Source organism: Cupriavidus oxalaticus, assembly GCF_016894385.1.
In the GTDB taxonomy this organism is placed as follows: domain Bacteria; phylum Pseudomonadota; class Gammaproteobacteria; order Burkholderiales; family Burkholderiaceae; genus Cupriavidus; species Cupriavidus oxalaticus.
Genome location: NZ_CP069811.1, coordinates 2,051,982 through 2,071,265 on the forward strand (window position 1 = coordinate 2,051,982; position 19,284 = coordinate 2,071,265).

At 69.4% G+C, this 19,284-nt stretch carries 18 protein-coding genes; 16 read left to right on the forward strand and 2 right to left on the reverse strand.

Annotated elements, in window-relative coordinates:
* The first annotated feature begins 590 nt into the window (after positions 1 to 590).
* From JTE92_RS08945 to pdeM, 4 genes are read left to right on the forward strand one after another with little or no spacing between them, the layout of a single operon-like run.
* On the forward strand, positions 591 to 1,718 hold the full coding sequence (locus tag JTE92_RS08945; protein ID WP_116386977.1) for a ligase-associated DNA damage response exonuclease: 1,128 nt from the start codon (positions 591 to 593) through the stop codon (positions 1,716 to 1,718).
* Entirely contained in the window at positions 1,715 to 3,397 is a 1,683-nt protein-coding gene (locus JTE92_RS08950) for an ATP-dependent DNA ligase (protein ID WP_063239802.1), read from the forward strand. The genes JTE92_RS08945 and JTE92_RS08950 overlap by 4 nt, the downstream gene beginning before the upstream one ends.
* Positions 3,394 to 6,099, forward strand: coding sequence for a ligase-associated DNA damage response DEXH box helicase (locus JTE92_RS08955; protein WP_174544867.1), 2,706 nt, complete (start codon positions 3,394 to 3,396; stop codon positions 6,097 to 6,099). Before JTE92_RS08950 ends, JTE92_RS08955 begins: the two co-directional genes overlap by 4 nt.
* Positions 6,096 to 6,815: a ligase-associated DNA damage response endonuclease PdeM gene (gene pdeM, locus JTE92_RS08960; RefSeq protein WP_063239801.1), complete on the forward strand. Its 720-nt coding sequence runs from the start codon at positions 6,096 to 6,098 to the stop codon at positions 6,813 to 6,815. Before JTE92_RS08955 ends, pdeM begins: the two co-directional genes overlap by 4 nt.
* Here pdeM and JTE92_RS08965 read toward each other — a convergent pair.
* A complete protein-coding gene (locus tag JTE92_RS08965; RefSeq protein ID WP_063239800.1) occupies positions 6,800 to 7,570 on the reverse strand; it encodes an SDR family NAD(P)-dependent oxidoreductase in 771 nt (256 codons plus the stop codon). The genes pdeM and JTE92_RS08965 overlap by 16 nt on opposite strands.
* 294 nt (positions 7,571 to 7,864) lie before the next feature.
* Here JTE92_RS08965 and tauA point away from each other — a divergent pair, with 294 nt between their 5' ends.
* Genes tauA through JTE92_RS08980 form a run of 3 tightly spaced genes read left to right on the forward strand, consistent with a single transcriptional unit; the run spans position 7,865 to position 10,588 of the window.
* Positions 7,865 to 8,863: a taurine ABC transporter substrate-binding protein gene (gene tauA, locus JTE92_RS08970; RefSeq protein ID WP_063239799.1), complete on the forward strand. Its 999-nt coding sequence runs from the start codon at positions 7,865 to 7,867 to the stop codon at positions 8,861 to 8,863.
* Between the two features lie 41 nt (positions 8,864 to 8,904).
* Positions 8,905 to 9,681 (forward strand): taurine ABC transporter ATP-binding protein, encoded by a 777-nt coding sequence (locus tag JTE92_RS08975; protein ID WP_029044916.1) that lies wholly within the window; start codon positions 8,905 to 8,907, stop codon positions 9,679 to 9,681.
* A gap of 10 nt (positions 9,682 to 9,691) precedes the next feature.
* A complete protein-coding gene (locus tag JTE92_RS08980) occupies positions 9,692 to 10,588 on the forward strand; it encodes an ABC transporter permease subunit (protein ID WP_063239798.1) in 897 nt (298 codons plus the stop codon).
* 537 nt (positions 10,589 to 11,125) lie between these two features.
* Here the strand turns inward: JTE92_RS08980 and JTE92_RS08985 are convergent.
* Positions 11,126 to 11,398 (reverse strand): hypothetical protein, encoded by a 273-nt coding sequence (locus JTE92_RS08985; RefSeq protein WP_063239797.1) that lies wholly within the window; start codon positions 11,396 to 11,398, stop codon positions 11,126 to 11,128.
* A gap of 153 nt (positions 11,399 to 11,551) precedes the next feature.
* On the opposite strand from JTE92_RS08985, the gene JTE92_RS08990 reads away from it, so the two are divergent.
* From JTE92_RS08990 to JTE92_RS09030, 9 genes are all read left to right on the forward strand, one after another.
* Positions 11,552 to 12,481: a LysR family transcriptional regulator gene (locus tag JTE92_RS08990; protein WP_063239796.1), complete on the forward strand. Its 930-nt coding sequence runs from the start codon at positions 11,552 to 11,554 to the stop codon at positions 12,479 to 12,481.
* Between the two features lie 335 nt (positions 12,482 to 12,816).
* Entirely contained in the window at positions 12,817 to 13,170 is a 354-nt protein-coding gene (locus JTE92_RS08995) for a Zn-ribbon domain-containing OB-fold protein (RefSeq protein ID WP_063239795.1), read from the forward strand.
* A gap of 36 nt (positions 13,171 to 13,206) precedes the next feature.
* Positions 13,207 to 14,352 (forward strand): thiolase family protein, encoded by a 1,146-nt coding sequence (locus JTE92_RS09000; protein WP_063239794.1) that lies wholly within the window; start codon positions 13,207 to 13,209, stop codon positions 14,350 to 14,352.
* A gap of 1 nt (position 14,353) precedes the next feature.
* On the forward strand, positions 14,354 to 15,118 hold the full coding sequence (locus tag JTE92_RS09005) for an SDR family oxidoreductase (protein ID WP_063239793.1): 765 nt from the start codon (positions 14,354 to 14,356) through the stop codon (positions 15,116 to 15,118).
* A 10-nt stretch (positions 15,119 to 15,128) separates the two neighbouring features.
* Positions 15,129 to 15,932, forward strand: coding sequence for an enoyl-CoA hydratase/isomerase family protein (locus tag JTE92_RS09010; RefSeq protein ID WP_063239792.1), 804 nt, complete (start codon positions 15,129 to 15,131; stop codon positions 15,930 to 15,932).
* Between the two features lie 31 nt (positions 15,933 to 15,963).
* On the forward strand, positions 15,964 to 16,947 hold the full coding sequence (locus JTE92_RS09015; protein WP_063239791.1) for a tripartite tricarboxylate transporter substrate binding protein: 984 nt from the start codon (positions 15,964 to 15,966) through the stop codon (positions 16,945 to 16,947).
* Positions 16,948 to 16,967: 20 nt separating this feature from the next.
* Entirely contained in the window at positions 16,968 to 17,369 is a 402-nt protein-coding gene (locus JTE92_RS09020) for a PaaI family thioesterase (protein WP_063239790.1), read from the forward strand.
* A 1-nt stretch (position 17,370) separates the two neighbouring features.
* Positions 17,371 to 18,603, forward strand: a complete 1,233-nt coding sequence (locus JTE92_RS09025; RefSeq protein ID WP_063239789.1) for a CaiB/BaiF CoA transferase family protein — start codon at positions 17,371 to 17,373, stop codon at positions 18,601 to 18,603.
* Complete coding sequence (locus JTE92_RS09030) at positions 18,600 to 19,280, forward strand: nitroreductase (protein WP_063239788.1); 681 nt, start codon at positions 18,600 to 18,602, stop codon at positions 19,278 to 19,280. Before JTE92_RS09025 ends, JTE92_RS09030 begins: the two co-directional genes overlap by 4 nt.
* Positions 19,281 to 19,284 lie beyond the last annotated feature (4 nt).

Genomic DNA, 19,284 nt, shown 5'->3' on the forward strand with positions numbered 1-19,284 from the left:
TATCCCCTTCCCTTATCTGATCCGAACATAATCATAGAAGTCCGCCACATGTCTTATGCCTGCGGAGAATGTTATGCACAAGAACGAGTTACCCGGGTCCTTGACAAGGATAGCGGCAATTTCATTGACAAACATGACTACGAATCAGAAAGTAATACGCCATTTCGCTACCTCGGATGGGACGTCGTCGTAAATTACAAGGGAAATACCGATGGACTACTAAATTCCCTCGACACCATATCAAGGAACGGCCCAAATTGCGCATGGCCAGATTTTAGATTGAGAGGTCAATTCAAACGCCGCATAATTTATTTTCTATATTTCAGGGGTGATCATTATGATGGGATCTATTTCGATACAGACGACGCGACGGCAATCTATTCATCAAACATGAACTGCCCAGAGGTGAAGCTCCCATAGGGTGCCAAATCCCCGCCGCTTCCGCATCAGTTGGCGATCAACCTTGCACGTCTTGTCGGACCACCACCGACACCCAAACCGGACCCCGCCGCCTCCTCACCCCACCTGCCGCCGCAGTATGATGCCCAAGTCTCCCGCCCCGGGAGCATCGCGGCCGCATGGCGGCCGCAGTGCATCAGGAGGCACGCTTGGACCACCCCCGGCCGTTTCCGTCAGCACCCGCGCGCCCCGGCGACCTGGTCGTCGCCCGGCCTGAAGGGTTGTATTGCCCGCCCGGCGACTTCTATATCGATCCGTGGCGCCCGGTGCAGCGGGCGGTTATCACCCACGCCCACTCCGACCACGCCCGCTTCGGCCATGCGCACTACCTCTGTTCAGAGCCCGGCCGCGGCGTGCTGCTGGCGCGGCTGCCCGGCATCCACCTGGACACCCTGCCCTACGGCGAACGCATCACCCATCACGGCGTCACGCTGAGCCTGCATCCGGCCGGGCACGTGCTCGGCTCGTCGCAGGTGCGGCTGGAATATGGCGGCCAGGTCTGGGTGGCCTCCGGCGACTACAAGCTGGAGGCCGACGGTACCTGCGACCCGTTCGAGCCGGTGCCGTGCGATACCTTCATCACCGAAAGCACCTTCGGCCTGCCGATCTACCGCTGGCCTTCGCAGCCAACGCTGATGGCGGAAATCTTCCACTGGTGGCAGGCCAATGCGAAGGCGGGCCGCGCCAGCATCGTCTACGCCTACAGCTTCGGCAAGGCGCAGCGCATCCTGCATGGGTTGCTGCACCACGCTGGCGTCGCTGGCCTGCCCGGCCCGGTGATCGTGCACGGCGCGCTGAGCACGCTCAATGCCGCCTATGCCGACGCCGGCGTGGCGCTGCCGCCGATGGCGCTGGCGTCCGAACTGCCGCCGCGCAGCCCGCTGCTGCGCCGGGCACTGGTGGTGGCGCCGCCGTCGGCACAGCGTTCGCCCTGGCTGCGGCGCTTCGGCGATGCGTCCGACGCCTTTGCCAGCGGCTGGATGCAGCTGCGCGGCACGCGCCGGCGCCGCGGCGTCGATCGCGGCTTTGCGCTGTCGGACCACGCCGACTGGCCGGGGCTGCTGCAGGCGATCAGCGCCACCGGCGCGGGCCGCATCATCGTGACCCATGGCAACGTGCCGGTGATGGTGCGCTACCTGAACGAACGCGGCTGGCAGGCGCAGGCGTTCGAGACCGAGTACGGCGACGACGATGAAGCGGTGCGCGTGGCGGCGCAGGCCGAAGCCGTGAGCGCAGCCGGCAACGAGGCTGCCCCATGAAGGCCTTCGCCGATCTCTACGCCGCGCTCGACGGCACCACCTCCACCAAGGCCCGGCTGGCCGCACTGGTCGACTACCTGCGCGCCGCCCCGCCGCAGGACGCGGCGTGGGCCGTGTATTTCCTGGCCGGCGGCAAGCCGCGGCAGATCGTGCCGGTGTCGGTGCTGCGCGAACTCGCGCGCGAGGCCGCCGGCCTGCCCGACTGGCTGTTCGAGGAGAGCTACCAGGCCGTGGGCGACCTCGCCGAAACCATCGCCCTGCTGCTGCCCGACCCCATGGACGCCGACCACGCCGGCCTGGCCGAATGGGTCGAGCAGCGCCTGCTGCCGCTGCGCGGCCTGCCGCCGGAAGACCTGATGCCGCGGCTCGATGCGCTGTGGCGGCCGCTGGGCGCGCAAGGCCGGCTGGTGCTGTTCAAGCTGATCACCGGCGCCTTCCGCGTCGGCGTGTCGCGCCTGCTGGTCACGCGCGCGCTGGGCGAGGTGGCGGGCATCGAACCCAAGCGCGTGGCCGAGCGCATGGTCGGCTACACCGACCTGTCGGCGCGGCCCGACGCCGCGCGCTTCCTCGCCCTGCTGGCGCCGGAGAGCGATGACGACCGCCAGCAGCGCGCCGGCGGCCAGCCCTATCCGTTCTTTCTCGCGCATCCGCTGCAGGCGCCCGTGGAGCAGTTCGGCGACGTGCTCGGCGCGCCCGGCAACTGGCTGGTCGAATGGAAATGGGACGGCATCCGCGCGCAGCTGGTGCGGCGCGGCGGACAAACGTGGCTGTGGTCGCGCGGCGAGGAGCTGATCACCGAGCGCTTCCCCGAGATCATCGAGGCGGCCGCAGAATTGCCCGATGGCACCGTGCTCGACGGCGAGATCGTGATCTGGCAGCACGGCCGCGTGCAGCCGTTCGCGCTGCTGCAGCAGCGCATCGGCCGCAAGACGCTGAGCGCGAAGCTGCTGCGCGATGCGCCGGCGATCCTGATGGCCTATGACCTGCTCGAATGGCAGGGCGAGGACTGGCGCGGCCGGCCGCAGGCGGAACGCCGCGCACGGCTCGAGCAGGTGGTCGCCAGCCATGTCCATCCCGCGCTGGAGCTGAGCCCGCTGGTCGAGGCCGACAGCTGGGCGCACTACGCGCGGCTGCGCGATGCCTCGCGCGACCTTGGCGTGGAAGGCTTCATGCTGAAGGCCGCGGATGCGGCCTACGGCGCCGGCCGTACCAAGGACGTGGGCGTATGGTGGAAATGGAAGATCGACCCCTATTCGGTCGATGCGGTGCTGATCTACGCGCAGCGCGGCCACGGCCGCCGCGCCAGCCTCTATACCGACTTCACCTTCGCGGTGTGGAGCGCGCCGCAGGGAACGCCGGGCCGCGCGCTGGTGCCGTTCGCCAAGGCCTATTCCGGGCTGACCGACCAGGAGATGCGCGCGGTCGACGCCATCATCCGCCGCACCACGGTCGAGAAATTCGGCCCGGTGCGCAGCGTGGAACCCACGCAGGTGTTCGAGCTCGGCTTCGAAGGCATTGCCCGCAGCGGCCGCCACAAGAGCGGCATCGCGGTGCGCTTCCCGCGCATGCTGCGCTGGCGCACCGACAAGCCCATCGAGGAAGCCGACACGCTGGCCACGCTGGAGGCCATGCTGCCCGGCGCCCAGGGAGCGACGCCGGCGCAGGAGGATGCCGCATGACCCCGCCGCGTGCCGCGCGCAAGCCGGCGCAGGACGCCGACAACGCCGACAACGCCGCCACCGAGCCGCTGACCGTCGCGCAGGGCCTGCAGGCACTGTTCGATGCGCGCGGCTGGCAGCCGTTCGCGTTCCAGCGCGAAGTCTGGACCGCCATCGCGCGCGGCCAGAGCGGCCTGCTGCATGCCACCACCGGCACCGGCAAGACCTATGCGGCATGGCTGGGTGCGCTGATGGCATTCGGCACGCCGCGCGCCGCGCCGTCGCACGACAAGCCCGCGCCACCGCTGACGGTGCTATGGCTGACGCCGATGCGCGCGCTCGCCGCCGACACCACGCGCGCGCTGCAGGCGCCGCTGGCGGAACTCGGTCTCGACTGGACCGTGGCGCTGCGCACCGGCGACACCGGCAGCGCCGAGCGCGCCGCACAGCAGCGCCGCCTGCCGACCGCGCTGGTGACCACGCCGGAAAGCCTGACGCTGATGCTGACGCGCGCCGACGCACAGGACACCCTGCGGCGCGTGCGCATGGTGGTGGTCGACGAATGGCACGAACTGATCGGCAACAAGCGTGGCGTGCAGGCGCAACTGGCGCTGGCAAGGCTGCGGCAATGGCAGCCAGCGCTGATGGTGTGGGGGCTGTCCGCCACGCTCGGCAACCTGCCGCATGCCGCCGACGTGCTGCTGTCCGGCGTGCCGGAAGACCAGCGCGTGCTGGTGCACGGCCACACGCCCAAGACGCTCATCATCGACACGCTGCTGCCCGGCAATGCCAGCCGCTTCCCGTTTGCCGGCCACCTGGGGCTGTCGATGCTGCCTCACGTGGTGGAGGAGCTTGAGCACAGCGGCACCACACTGGTCTTCCTCAACACCCGCTCGCAGGCCGAGCTGTGGTACCAGGCGCTGCTCGATGCGCGCCCCGACTGGGCCGGCCAGATCGCGCTGCACCACGGCTCGCTCGACCGCGCGGTGCGCGAGTGGGTGGAGCTGAACCTGAAGAACGGCGAGCTGCGCGCGGTGGTCTGCACTTCGAGCCTCGATCTCGGCGTCGACTTCCTGCCGGTGGAGCGCGTGCTGCAGGTCGGCTCGCCCAAGGGCGTGGCGCGGCTGCTGCAGCGCGCCGGGCGCTCCGGCCACGCGCCGGGCCGCGCGTCACGCGTGACGGTGGTGCCCACCCACAGCCTGGAGCTGGTGGAAGCGGTGGCCGCGCGGCACGCGGTGCAGGCGGGCCGGATCGAAGCGCGCGAATCGCCCGACAAGCCGCTCGACGTGCTGGTGCAGCACCTGGTCACGGTGGCGCTGGGCGGCGGCTTCCGGCCCGAGGCGCTGCTGGCCGAGGTACGCGGCGCCTGGGCCTACCGCGGCCTGACCGATGCCGAATGGCAGTGGTGCCTGGACTTCGTGCGCCAGGGCGGCGCCACGCTGTCGGCCTATCCCGACTTCCGCCGCGCGGTGCCGGACGACGCAGGCGTCTGGCGCGTGCCCGACGTGGGGCTGGCGCGGCGCCACCGCATGAGCGTGGGCACCATCGTCAGCGACGCCACCATGCAGGTGCGCTACTGGAGCCGCGCCGGCAGCGGCGGCGCTTCGCTGGGATCGGTCGAGGAAGGCTTTATCGCGCGGCTGGCGCCGGGCGACTGCTTCCTGTTCGGCGGCCGGCTGCTGGAGCTGGTGCGCGTGCAAGAGATGACCGCCTACGTGCGCCGCGCCACCGGCAGGCGCCCGGTGGTGCCGCGCTGGAACGGCGGCAAGATGCCGATGTCGACCGAGCTGGCCGAAGCGGTGATCGATACGCTCGAGGCCGCCGCCGCGGGCCGGCTCGATCCGCACGCCACGCCCGAGCTGCCGCTGATCCAGCCGCTGGTGGACCTGCAGGCGCAGTGGTCGGCGCTGCCCACGCGCCAGACCCTGCTGGCCGAGTCGCTGCACTCGCGCGAGGGCTGGCACCTGTTCCTCTATCCCTTCGCCGGCCGCTCTGTGCACCTCGGGCTGGGCAGCCTGCTGGCATGGCGGCTCGGGCAGAAGGTGCCGGCGACGTTCTCGGTCGCGGTCAACGACTACGGGCTGGAACTGCTGGCCTCGGCGCCGCTGGACTGGGGCCACTGGCTGCCGCAGGTGCTGGCCGAGGAGCGCCGGCGCGACCTGGCCGCCGACGTGCTCGGCAGCCTCAACGCGGGCGAGCTGTCGCTGCGGCGCTTCCGCGAGATCGCGCGCGTGGCCGGGCTGATTTTCCAGGGCTATCCGGGCGCGCCCAAGAGCGCGCGGCAGCTGCAGGCATCGTCGTCTCTGTTCTACGAGGTCTTCCGCAGGCACGATCCCGGCAACCTGCTGCTCGGCCAGGCCGAACGCGAAGTGCTGATGCAGGAGCTGGATGCGCACCGGCTGGCCGAAACGCTCGAACGGCTGGCTGCGCTCAGGCTCGACCTGCACGAACTGAAGCGGCCCACGCCGCTGTCGTTCCCGCTGGTGGTGGAATTCCTGCGCGAAAAGCTCAGCACCGAGAAGCTGGCCGACCGCATCGCGCGCATGCTGGCCGAACTGGAACTGGCGGCCGGGCCCGAGCCCGGTGAAGCCGCCGGCATGCAGGCCGAAGCGGTGGCCGAGGCGGCGCGCTTCGGCATGACCGATCACGCCGGCCCGTCCGGCCGCACGCCGCGCAAGCCACGCCGGCCGCGCAAGCCCTCCAGACCCTTGCCGCTGCTATGACACCCGACGCCGGCACCCTGCAGGCCCATGGCGCGTGCGCCGTCTCGGTGGCGGGAGAAACGCTGTGGCTGCTGCCCGAGCATGCGGCGTGGTGGCCGGCGGCGGGCATGCTGATGGTGGCCGACGTGCATTTCGGCAAGGCGGCGGCGTTCCGCGCGCTGGGGCAGCCGGTGCCGCACGGCACCACCGGAGACAACCTCGGCCTGCTGACGCAGCTGACGCGGCAGTTGCCAGTCGAGGAACTGGTCTTCCTTGGCGATTTCCTGCATGCGCGCGCGGCACGAACGCCTGCGGTATTGGCGGCGCTGGACGGCTGGCGCCGCAGCCTGCCGCCGCAGGTACGCTGCACGCTGGTGCGCGGCAACCACGACGCACGCGCCGGCGACCCGCCCGAGTCGCTGCAGATCCGCGTGGTGACGGAGCCCGCCGTGGCGAGTCCTTTCGCGCTGTGCCACTTGCCCGGCGTGTCGCCGCTGGGCTACGTGCTGGCCGGCCACCTGCACCCGGCCTGCCGCCTGCGCGGCGCCGGCGCCGACAGCCTGCGCCTGCCCTGCTTCCTGTTCGGCCCGCGCGGCGCCATCCTGCCCGCCTTCGGCGCCTTCACCGGCCACGCCACGGTGCGGCCGCAGCCTGACGAACGTGTCTACGTGGCCGGCGGCGGCCGCGTCTGGCCGGTTGGCCACGCGCCTCGGAACAGCACTCAGAACAACGTATAGCCGCCGTCGATGACGAAGGTGTCGCCGGTGTGGTAGGCCGACGCCGGGCTCATCAGGTACACCGCAATGCCGGCAAAATCGCTGCCCTCGCCCCAGCGGCGCATCGGCACGCGCTTGTGCACCATTTCCTGGAAGGCATCGTTGGCCTGCGCGGCGCCGGTCATCTCGGTCTTGATCCAGCCGGGCAGGATCGAATGCGCGCGGATGCCCTTGCGCGCATATTCGACGGCCAGGCCGCGCATCATCGAGATCACGCCGCCCTTGGTGGCGGCATAGTGCTCGGTGCGCGGCGCGCCCTCGATGGCCGCGACCGAGGCGGTGCTGCACAGCACGCCGCCCTCGCCCTGCACGAGCATCTGCCGCACCGCCGCGCGCAGCGTGAAGAAGGCGCCATCCAGGTTGACGCGCATGGTCTTGCGCCAGACCTCCGCCGTCATCGCATCGAACGGGGCCTTGTTGCCGCCGATGCCGGCATTGGCAAAGCAGCCGTCGATCCGGCCCAGCGCCGCCACCGTGCGCTGCATCGCAGCATCGACCGCCTGCTCGTCGCCCACGTCGCACACCTCGGTGTGCACCCGGCGGCCATGCTGCGCCAGCCGGTCGGCGGCGGCGGCGTTCTTGTCCGCGTTGGTGCCCCAGATGGCGATATCCGCGCCGGCCGCGGCCAGGCCCTCGGCAATGCCCAGCCCGATGCCGCCGTTGCCGCCGGTCACCAGGGCCACTTTTCCTGCCAGGTCGAAGGGGTGCTTGCTCATGTCTGTCTCCTCGGATGGTGGGTCGCTGCCTCGACCGGACATTGTTGACCCGTCACGGCACAAAGCTCGTCGTCGGAACCGATGAGTTTGGATGCGCGCCGGCGCACTTTCGGGCCGCTAAGGATTTCCATGATTGACGCTGGCCCGGGCCACCGCTCCGCCCGGCCTGTCGCCATTTCCAGCCCCATAGCGGGGCTGGCCCCAGCGAATCCGGCCAACTGGTCCTATAGCGCCGGATCGGCCCTCACCTATAAAGCCGAGACCTTCAACCCTTTCCTTTCGAGGAGCAGAACCATGCGGTGGATCAAGCGACTTGCGACGTATTTCGCCCTGGCAGCAGCACTTGTGCCAGCCGCTCACGCGCAAAGCAAGGATGTAGTGATTGCTTACCAGGACATGGTGGTGCCCTGGCGTTATGCGCAGGACATGAAGGAGCTGGAGAAGCAGACCGGCTACAAGGTGTCGTTCCGCCAGTTCGGCGGCGGCGGCGATGTGATCCGCGCGATGGCGTCTGGCCAGATCGCCATCGGCGAGGCGGGCACTTCGCCGATCGCCTCGGCGCTGTCGCAAGGGCTGGACGTGGAGCTGTTCTGGATCCTCGACGACATCAATGCGGCCGAGGCCATGGTCGCGCGCAACGGCAGCAAGATCGCCAGCATCGCCGACCTGAAGGGCAAGCGCGTGGGCGTGCCGTTCGTGTCGACCACGCACTACCACACGCTGGTCGCGCTGGAGCGCGCCAAGGTCAATCCCAAGGATGTGCGCATCCTCAACATGCGCCCGCCCGAGGTCGCGGCCGCGTGGGAGCGCGGCGACATCGACGCGACCTTTATCTGGGACCCGGTGCTGGCCAAGCTCAAGCAGTCGGGCACGGTGCTGACGACCTCCGGCCAGATCGCCGCCGATACCGGCAAGGCCACCTTCGACGGGATGATCGCCAACAAGAAGTTCGCGCGGGAGAACCCGGAGTTCATGGTCAAGCTGGTGCGCGTGCTGGCCGCCGCGGACGACAACTACCGCAGGAACAAGGCGTCGTGGACCGCCGATTCGCCGATGGTCAAGGCGGTGGCCAAGGTCTCGGGCGCCAAGGCCGAGACGGTGCCCGCGAGCATGGCGCTGTATGCCTTCCCGACGCTGGAAGAGCAGGTCTCGGAGCGCTGGCTCGGGGGCGGCGCGGCGCGCGCGCTGCAGTCGGCGGCGCAGTTCCTGAAGGAGCAGGGCACCATCCAGACGGTGCTGCCGGACTACGGCAAGGGCGTCAATGCGGAATGGGCCAAGCGTGCGCTTCAGTAACGCGCACTGGGTGTGGAACGGCAAGAGCAGCGGAAATCGTCATGAACAAACTTGAAATCGATAATCTCAGCGTGAACTACGGCGCCGCCGGCGGCGCCCGCACGCTGGCCCTGTCGCAGGTCAATCTCACCATGGAGCGCGGCGATTTCGTCGTCGCGCTGGGCGCCTCGGGCTGCGGCAAGACCACGCTGCTGTCGTGCATCGCCGGCTTCATGGAGCCGTCGGAAGGCGAGATCCGGCTCAACGGCAAGGCCGTGCGCGGGCCCGGTGCCGAACGCGGCGTGGTGTTCCAGAAGCATGCGCTGATGCCGTGGCTGAGCGTGGCCGACAACGTCGCGCTGGGCCTGCGCCTGCGCGGCGTGCCGCGTGCCGAGCGCCTGCGCATTGCGCGCGAGAAGCTGGCCGCGGTGGGGCTGGAAGCGGCGGCGGCCAAGCCGGTCTACCAGCTCTCGGGCGGCATGCAGCAGCGCGTGGGGATTGCGCGCGCGCTGGCCTGCGACCCCGCCGTAATGCTGATGGACGAGCCGCTGGGCGCGCTCGACGCGCTGACGCGCGAGTCGATCCAGGCGCTGATCCTCAGGCTGTGGGCCAAGGAGCAGAAGATCGTCTTCTTCATCACCCACAGCGTGGAAGAGGCGCTGTTCCTGGCAACGCGGCTGATCGTGATGACGCCATCGCCGGGGCGCATCGCGCATACCTATGAACTGCCCTTCGCACGCCGCTTCATCGAGTGCGGCGATGCCCGCCAGGTCAAGTCCGACCCGGAATTCATCCGCTACCGCGAAGAGATCGTCGACCTGATCCATGCCACCGCCTGAGGAATACAAGATGCCCGCTTCCGCTCAACGCATCGAAACCGCGCCGCGCACAGCGCCCGCCGCCGCGCCTGTCGCCGCGCCTGTCGCCGCACCTTCCGGCAAGCCGATGAAAGCCGTCTCCGGCTACCGCCTGCCCGGCGAAGGCTCGAGCTCGCGCATTTCCACCATCACCGTGGTGAGCCTGCTGGCTCTGTGGTGGGTCGCCAGCCACCTGCGCTGGCTGCCGCCGCTGTTCCTGCCCACGCCGGAGTCGATCGTCACCGCCTTCATCGATGCCTGGCAGGGCAACCTGCAAGGCGGCCAGCCGCTCACCGAGCATTTCACCGCGAGCATGGTGCGCGTGTTCGGCGCGTTCGGACTGGCGGTGGCCACCGCGGTGCCGATCGGCGTGCTGATGGGCGTATCGCGCATCGCGCGCGGCATCTTCGATCCGCCCATCGAGTTCTATCGCCCGCTGCCGCCGCTGGCCTACCTGCCGCTGATCGTGATCTGGTTCGGCATCGACGAAACCTCCAAGGTGCTGCTGATCTTCCTGGCGTGCTTCGCGCCGCTGGCGATGTCGGCGCAGGCTGGCGTGCGCTCGGTGACCATCGAGCAGATCAACGCGGCTTATTCGATGGGCGCCACGCCGTGGCAGGTGGTGCGGCATGTGGTGCTGCCCGCCGCGCTGCCGGACATCCTGACCGGGATGCGGATTGCGATCGGTTTCGGCTGGACCACGCTGGTGGCGGCCGAGATGGTCGCGGCGACCGCCGGGCTGGGGCAGATGGTGCTGAATGCTTCGAACTTCCTGCGGACTGACGTGGTGATCATGGGGATCGTGCTGATCGGGCTGATTGCTTATGTGTTTGATCTGCTGATGAGGAAGATGGCGAAGTGGTTGGTGCCTTGGAAGGGGAGGATGTAAGGCTGCGCGGAGTACGTTCTGCTGGCCGCGGGGGTTTGCCTGCCTGCGGCTGGCATCCGGCGGTGTTTGATATGCCCGGTTCCGCCCTAAAGGGCGGGTAACTCTTTGTCCGAGCGACAAAGAGTCACCAGAAAGCGCGTTTACTGCCCTGCGAGCGGCCACTCTTAACGTAGTGTGCCTGGGCTTTCGTACGGGGCTTGGCTTCGTTGCAGGGCGGGACTGCCTGACGCCCTGGTGCGCCACAGTGGCTCGGGATTAACGCGGTGATTGAACGAGCCCAGAGCTGTGATTGGCCCCTGCTGCGTGGGTCAACGTAGGAACGCCTTCGGCTGCGCTGCGCGCCGGCAGTATCTCAGGTCACGGGCTCGGGCACGCAACGCGCTGCGCTCGCTTGGCACTATCGCCGATGAGCCCACAAGCCTGTCCCTCCCCGCTTGTTTGCTCCCCTCTCCCGCCCGCGGGAGAGGGGCCGGGGGTGAGGGCCGGAGCATCAACGAAGTGCTGCACTTGACTGCAGACAACGGCATCCTGCACGCCTCACTGGCACTCCAAAATCACGTCAATCAACCGCTTGCCGAAATGCAGCGCCCCCTGCTCCGCCGCGGCGCGCGTGAAGTAATCCTGCTCGTCGGCGTCGAGGCCGTACTGCATGTCGGTCGTCGGCGCCTTCGAGCGTCCGACGCCGAGCAGGTAGCCCCACTTCGGGCCAGGCGTGTTCCCGGCCACCGCGATATCCGCCACCTCGAAGGCCATCACGTGGACATACATGCCGCGATAGCCCTCGGTGATCCACCTCAAGGGTTCTGCCATGGTCTCCTCGCCTGTCGCAGGTACTCCCCGGTAAGCCCCCAATGCTACGCAACGCCGCCCGGTCCCGTCACTTGTACGAAATTCCCGCCTTTTCGAACCAGCGGGGCGGTTCCGCACTATCATCGGCACATTCCCAACCGCCAGTTGCCAATCATGGACAAGGCCCGCGTCCTCACCCTCTTCATCGGCGTGGTGCGCGCCGGCAGTTTCCAACGCGCCGCGGTGGAAGCCGGCGTGACCCCGCAAGCCGTCAGCAAGGCGGTGCGCACGCTGGAAGACGACCTAGGCGTGCGCCTGCTGCACCGGACCACGCGCAAACTCAGCCTCACCACTGAAGGCGCGCGCCTGTTCGAGCTGGCCGCGCCGGGCATGCGCCAGCTGGACGAGGCGCTGGACCAGGTGCGCAGCAGCAAGAGCGACGACGACGGCCTGATCCGCCTGACCGCGCCGCCGTCGATCGGCAGCCGCGTGCTGGTGCCGCTGGTGCGCGCCTTCCGCGAGCTGCATCCGGGCATCACCTTCGACGTGGTGCTGAGCGACCTCTTCACCGACCTGGTCGAGTCCCGCATCGATGTCGGCTTCCGCGCCGGCACCAGCCCCGGCCAGAACCTGGTGGCGCGCCGGCTGTGCGACCTGCCGCTGGTCATCTGCGCCGCGCCCGACTACCTGGCGCGGCACGGCGAGCCGGCCACGCTGGACGAACTGCTGCAGCACCAGTGCACGGGGTTCCGCCGACCCGCGACCGGGCGCATGGTGCCGTGGGAACTGCAGGTCGATGGCGCGCTGGTCTACCAGGAGGTGCCCGCCGTCGCCAGCTTCAACGACGTGGAGACCGAGGTTGAAGCCGTGCGCGCCGGCATGGGCATCGGCCAGCTGTCCGCGTACATGATCCACGCCGACCTCGTCAGCGGCCGGCTCAAGGCGATCCTGACGGAATTCAGCAGCAGCAATGTCGGGCTGTACATGTACTACCCGCACCGCAGCCAGATGCCGGTGCGGGTCCGGCGCTTCATCGACTTCGTGGTGGAAGCCGGGCGCGGCGCGGAACAATCCCTGTCGCGGCTCGCGGGGCTGGTGCCCTGATCGTTCAGGCGCGAAAGCAAACCCCACTCTCGCCCTAATGCCGTTCAGTTAACCACCGTCGTTCCCGCGCAGGCGGGAACCCGGTGACTTCATCCCCGAAGGGGACGTGATCCCCAAGGGGACGTGAAGACACTGGATTCCCGCCTGCGCGGGAATGACCGTAGTGGTTGATACCGTAACTGAACGGCATTTCCACTCTCTCTCCCTTCTCCTGACGCCCCTGCGCCGGCCATTCGCTTGACTTTTTCTCAAGCGAATGCACCGGAAATGTCGTTTGTCGCACGCGCAGCCAGCGACAACCATTACGCCAAGGCCCACCAACACAGGAGACTGCCGTGTCAGACCAAGCCTATCCGCTCTGGAGTGCGGACCCCCTTCCCCACCTGATCGCCTCGCGCCACCGCGCCAGCGGCGAATGGATCTTCCCGGCCGTGCCGGCCGATTCGCCGCTCGCCGCCGAGCATGAGCCGGTCGCCATCCGCGGCTCCGGCGTGGTCTACAGCTTCACCGTGATCCATCCCGCGCCCAAGAGCGGCCAGCCGCCGTACGCGCTGGGCTATGTCGACTTCGTCGGTCCGGTGCGCATCTTCGGGCGCCTGCAGGGCAAGGCGCGCCCGGTGATCGGCGACCGCTATGAAGCGCGCCCGGACGCCGAGTTCGGCTATGTCTTCGAGGCCGTCACGGCCTGACCGATCGAAAGAATGCAGAAGGAAAGGGAAAGCAACATGCAGGACATCTACATCCACGGCGGCGCAATGACGCCGTTCGGCCGCCACCCCGGCGTGCTGGCGCCCGAACTGGCGCAACAGGCCATCCTCAAGGCACTGGCCGATGCCGACGTGCCGCTCGGCCGCATCCAGGCGGTGTATTGCGCCAATGTGCTCGGCGGCATGATCCTCGGCCAGCTGATCGTGCGCGACCTGGGGCTGAAGGGCATCCCGGTCTACAACATCGAGAACGCCTGCGCCAGCGGCGCCACCGGCGTGCACCTGGCGCGGCACGCGCTGCTGGCCGGGCAATATGACACGGTGCTGGTGTTCGGCATCGAGCAGCTCACCGCGCTTGGCGGCGGCACCATTCCGCTGCAGCGCAACGACCACAAGACGGACCTCTATGCCAGGGCCGGCATGGTGCTGCCCGCGGTGTATGCGATGCGCGGCACGCGCTTCCTGCACGAGCGCGACGCTTCGCCCGCCGACCTGGCGGAAGTGGCGGTCAAGAACCGCTACCACGGCTCGCTCAACCCGTATGCGCAGCAGCGCAAGGCCACCACGTTGGAAGAAGTGCTGGGCTCGCGCATGATCGCCGACCCGCTGACGCTGCTGCAGTGCTGCCCGTCGCAGGTCGACGGCGCCGCCGCGGTGGTGCTGAGCACGCGCCGTCCGGCGCAGGCGCGTCCGGTCAAGGTGCTGTCGTCGGTGGTGGTCTCTGGCCTGCGCGAAGAGGCCAATGACGACATCCTCGATGCCGAGATCACCGCCCGTGCCGCGCGCCAGGCGTACGAACAGGCCGGGCTGGGGCCGCAGGACGTCGACGTGGTCGAGCTGCACGACGCCTTCACCATCGCCGAACTGCTTTACTACGAAGCGCTGGGCCTGGCCGAGCCAGGCGAAGCGGTGCCGCTGCTGAAGTCCGGCGCGACCCGGCTGGGCGGCCGCGTGCCGGTCAACCCCAGCGGCGGCCTGCTGGCCAAGGGGCACCCGCTCGGCGCCACCGGCGTGGCGCAGATGGTGGAGATCCGGTGGCACCTGCAGGGGCGCGCCGGCGAGCGCCAGGTCGACAATGCCCGCGTCGGGCTGACGCAATGCACCGGCGGCGGCATCGCGGGTGTCGACCACGCCGCTTCGTCCGTCCACCTGCTGGGAGTCTGAGATGGGTACGCAACGATTCGATCCCACGCATGTGGCCGTGGTCACGGGCGCCGCGCGCGGCATCGGCCTCGGTATCGCCACGCAACTGGCACGGCAAGGGCTGACCGTGGCGCTGCTCGACCGCGATGGCGGTGCGCTGGACGAGGCCGTCGGCGCGCTGGCCGCCGAAGGGCTGAATGCCTTCGGCGCCACCGCCGACCTGACCGATTCCGCCGCGGTCAACGACGCCTTTGCGCAGGTGTCCGCACGCGCCGGCCGCGTGGATTACCTGGTCAACAACGCAGGCGCCGTGCGCGACATGCGCTTCCTCAAGATGACCGACGACGACTGGGACCTGGTCATCGACACCAACCTGCGCTCGCAGTTCCTGTGCTGCCGCGCGGCGCTGCCCGGCATGGTCGAGCGCGGCTACGGGCGCGTGGTCAATATCTCGTCGCGGGCCTGGCTGGGGGGCTTCGGGCAGGCCAACTACTCCGCGGCCAAGGGTGGCGTGGTCAGCCTGACGCGCTCGCTGGCGATCGAGTTCGCAAGCAAGGGCATCACCGTCAACGCGGTCGCGCCCGGCATCGTCGATACGCCGCTGTTCCGTGGCTTCGCGCCGGAGGTGCAGGCGCGGCTGCAGACATCGGTGCCGGTGCAGCGCATCGGCACCGCCGACGATATCGCCAATGCGGTCAGCTTCTTCCTCGATCCGCAATCGTCGTACGTGACCGGCCAGACGCTGTACGTCTGCGGCGGGCGCAGCCTGTCGTCGCCCAGCGTGTAAGGGGGCCACCATGACCATCCAACGCCATATCGAAGGCGCGGTCGCCGTGCTGACCATCGACCGCCCCGACGCGCTCAATGCGCTCGACGTGACCACGCTGCGCGAACTGCGCGCGCACCTGGCCGCGGTGCGCGACCGCGACGACCTGCGCGTCGCGGTGCTGACCGGTGCCGGCACGCGCGCCTTCTGCGCCGGCGCGGACCTGAAAGGCACGCGCACTTCCGCCGCCACCTATCCCGAGGCGCTGTTCCGCGCGCCGGAGCAGGCCGCGGACCTCGGGCTCTACATTCGCCTGATGGACCTGAGCGACCTCGGCCTTGGCAAGCCGCTGGTGGCTGCGGTCAATGGGCACTGCCTGGGCGCCGGTCTGGAGATCGCGCTGCAGTGCGACTTGCGCATTGCGTCGACCCAGGCCACTTTCGGCCTGCCGGAAGTGGCGGTCGGCTCGATCCCCGCGGTTTCCGGCCTGCATCGCCTGCTCAAGGCCGTGCCCGCGGCCCACGCGATGCAGATGGTGCTCACCGGCGAGCGGATCGACGCCGCACACGCCGCGCGCATCGGCCTGGTCACCGAGACGATGGCGCCCGATGCCTTGCTCGACCGCGCCCTGGCGCTGGCCGCCCGCATCGCCGCCAACGCGCCGCTGGCGGTACAGGCGGTCAAGAAGCTGTCGCGGCAGACCAGCCACCTCAGCGAGGCCGACGCACAGCAACTGACCGAACTCTACTGGGGCGTGCTGCGCGATACGGCCGACCGCAGGGAAGGCCGCCAGGCTTTCGCCGAAAAACGGCAGCCCCGCTACACGGGCCGCTGACCAACCGACAAGAACCACGCAGGAGACAACCATGGCAGGTATTTCCCGAATCATGCGCGCGGCAATGGCTGGCGTGCTCGCGGCCACCGCGCTGGGCGCGGCGGCACAGGCGCCCTACCCCGCGCAGAAGCCGATCACGATGGTCGTGCCGTTCGCCCCGGGCGGCGGCAACGACATCCTGGCACGCGCCATCGCGCCCAAGATGAGCCAGCTGCTGGGCCAGACCATCGTGATCGAGAACAAGCCCGGTGCCGGCGGCAACCTGGGCGCCGACTACGTTGCGCATGCCGCGCCGGACGGCTACACGCTGGTGATTGCGTCGAGCCAGATCACGATGAACCCGTTCCTCGGCATGAAGGTCCCGTTCCAGGTCGAGCGCGACTTCGAACCCGTCGGCTTGATCGCGTCGGTGCCGATCATGCTGGTCGCCAATCCGGCGCAACCGTTCCGCACGCTGCAGGAGTTCATCCAGTACACCCGCGCCAACCCGGGCAAGCTCAGCTACAGCAGCCCGGGGCCCGGCACGCCCCAGCACCTGGCGGGCGAAGTCTTTGCCAAGCTGAACAAGACCGAGCTGCTGCACGTGCCCTACCGCGGCACCGGCCCGTCGATCACCGACCTGATGGGCGGCCAGGTGCAGATCTCGTTCGCCACCTTTGCCTCGTCGATCCAGTTCGTGCGCGCCGGCAAGCTGCGCGCGCTCGGCATCGCCGGCAAGAAGCGCAGCGCGCTGATGCCCGACCTGCCGACCTTTGCCGAAGCCGGCATCGCCGGCTACGACGCGGAACTCTGGTACAGCCTGCTGGCGCCGGCGCGCACGCCCAAGGCCGTGGTCGACAAGGTCAACGCCGCGCTGGTGGCGGCGCTGAAGTCACCCGACGTTGCCGGGCAGCTGGCCAAGCAGGGCTTCGAGCCGCAAGCCTCCACGCCGGCAGAACTGAAAGCCTATATCGGCAAGGAAATGTCGCGCTGGCAGCGCGTGATCCAGGACAACGACATCAAGGTGGCGCTGTGAACGCGCCCATTGAACACCCCATGCTGCCGCCCACCGACAACCCGCTGCTGGACTACCTCGGCATCCGCCTGGCCAGCGTCGGCGACGGCCGCTGCACCTTCGAGCTCGACGTCGAGCCGCGCCACCTGAACCGGCAGGGCAGCGTGCAGGGCGGCGTGATCGCCACGCTGCTGGACGCCGCCTGCGGCTACGCCGGCCTGCCGACGGGTCCCGATGGCGCCCTCGGGCACGCGGTGACGGTGATGCTGGCCATCAGCTACCTGAGCAAGGCCAGCGCGGGCCGGCTGCGCGCCACCGCCACGGTGAGCCGCGCCGGCAGGAGCCTGTACTTTGCCTCGGCCGAACTGGCCACCGACGCCGGCCTGCTGGTCGCCACCGCGCAGGGCACGTTCAAACGATCCCGCACCCTTCCGGAGACCTGACATGCTGCGCGATGCACTGGACGGCCTGACCGTCATCGACTTCACCCAGATCGGCGCCGGGCCGACCTGCACCATGCTGCTGGCCGACATGGGCGCCAGGGTCATCAAGGTAGAGCCGCCCGGCGGCGAACTGGGCCGCGGGCTCGGCCCCGGCTGGCTGGGCGACGACAGCGCGCTGTTCCACGGCTTCAACCGCAACAAGCTGGGCGTGGCGCTGGACCTGAAATCCCCCGACGGGCTCGCGGTGGCGCACCGCATGGCGACGGAAGCCGACATCGTGGTGGAAAGCATGCGCCCCGGCGTGATGGACCGCCTCGGGCTGGGCCATGCCGAACTGGCGGCGCTGAACCCGGCGCTGGTCTACTGCTCGATCTCCGCCTATGGCCAGGACGGGCCGTATGCCGGCCGTGCCGGCGTCGACGGCATCATCCAGGCCGATGCCGGGCTGATGAGCCTGATCGGCCTGCCCGACGGCGAGCCGTGCAAGGTGCAGGCACCGGTGGTCGACGTGATGACGGGCTATGTCGCCTGCGTGGGCATCCTGGGCAAGCTGGCGCAACGGGCGCGCGACGGCCAGGGCGGGCATCTCGACGTCAGCCTGCTCAACGCCGCGCTGGCGCTGCAGCAATCGTCGCTCACCAGCTATTGCGCCGACGGGCAGCTGCCGGAACGCGCGGGCAGCGCCGCCCCCTACTCGGCGCCCAACCAGGCCTTCCGCACCGCCGACGGCTGGATCATGGTCGCCGCCTACATGCCCGAGCGCTGGCGCCGGCTGTGCGACGTGCTGGGCCTGCCGGCGCTTGCCGACGATCCGCGCTTTGCCACTTCGCCGCTGCGCGTGGCCAACCGCGGGGCCATGGTCGAGGCACTGACCAGCGTGCTAGTGACCCGCTCCACCGATGCATGGCTCGCAGTGCTGCAGGACGCCGACATCCTGTGCGCACGCGTGGCCACCTATGAAGACCTGATGGCGCACCCGCAGGTGGCGGCCAACCGCATGATGCAGCGCATTCCGCACGAGACGCTGGGCGAGATCCGCATGCCCGGCTTCCCGATCAACAGTGCCCAGGAAAACGCGCGACCGGCGCGGCCGGCGCCGGCGTGCGGACAGCACACCCAGGCAGTGCTCGCGCAGCTTGGCTTCAGCGCGGCACAGATCGCCGCCCTGCAGGCGCGGGGTGCGGTCCGCTGCGCCGACGCCGTCGAGGCGCCGCTCACGGCGACGGCATCATGAACCGCGCCGACATCATCGCCGCGCTCTACGCCCGCCGCAGCGCGCGCGGCTTTCTCGACACGCCGGTGCCGCGCCAGACCGTGGCGGCAATCCTGGCCCACGCGGCGCGCAGCCCGAGCGCGTCGAACACGCAGCCCTGGCGCGTCTACGCCTGCGCCGGCGCCGTGCGCGACCGGCTCAGCGACGCCTTGCTGGCGCTGCACGACAGCGGCGGCCACGGCCATTGCGAGGAATACGTCTACTACCCGCCCGCGTGGCGCGAGCCCTACCTGGCGCGCCGCCGCACGCTGGGCAAGGCGCTGTACGGCCTGCTCGGCATCCCACGCGGCGATGCCGCCGGCATGGCGCTGCAGTATGCGCGCAACTACGCGTTCTTCGGCGCGCCGGTGGGGCTGTTCTTCACCATCGAGCGCGGGCAGGGGCAGGCTGCGTGGCTGGACCTTGGCATGTTCCTGCATGCGGTGATGATGGCGGCGCTGGGGCACGGCCTGGAAACCTGCGCGCAGCAGGCCTTCGCGCGCTACCACCAGGTCATCCGCGCGCAGCTTGCCATTCCCGACAGCGAAATCCTGGTGTGCGGCATGTCGCTCGGACACGCCGATCCCGCCGAGCCGGCCAACCGGCTGCGCACCGCGCGCGAGCCGGTGGAGGCATTTGCCCGCTTCGCCGGCTGGTGAGCGG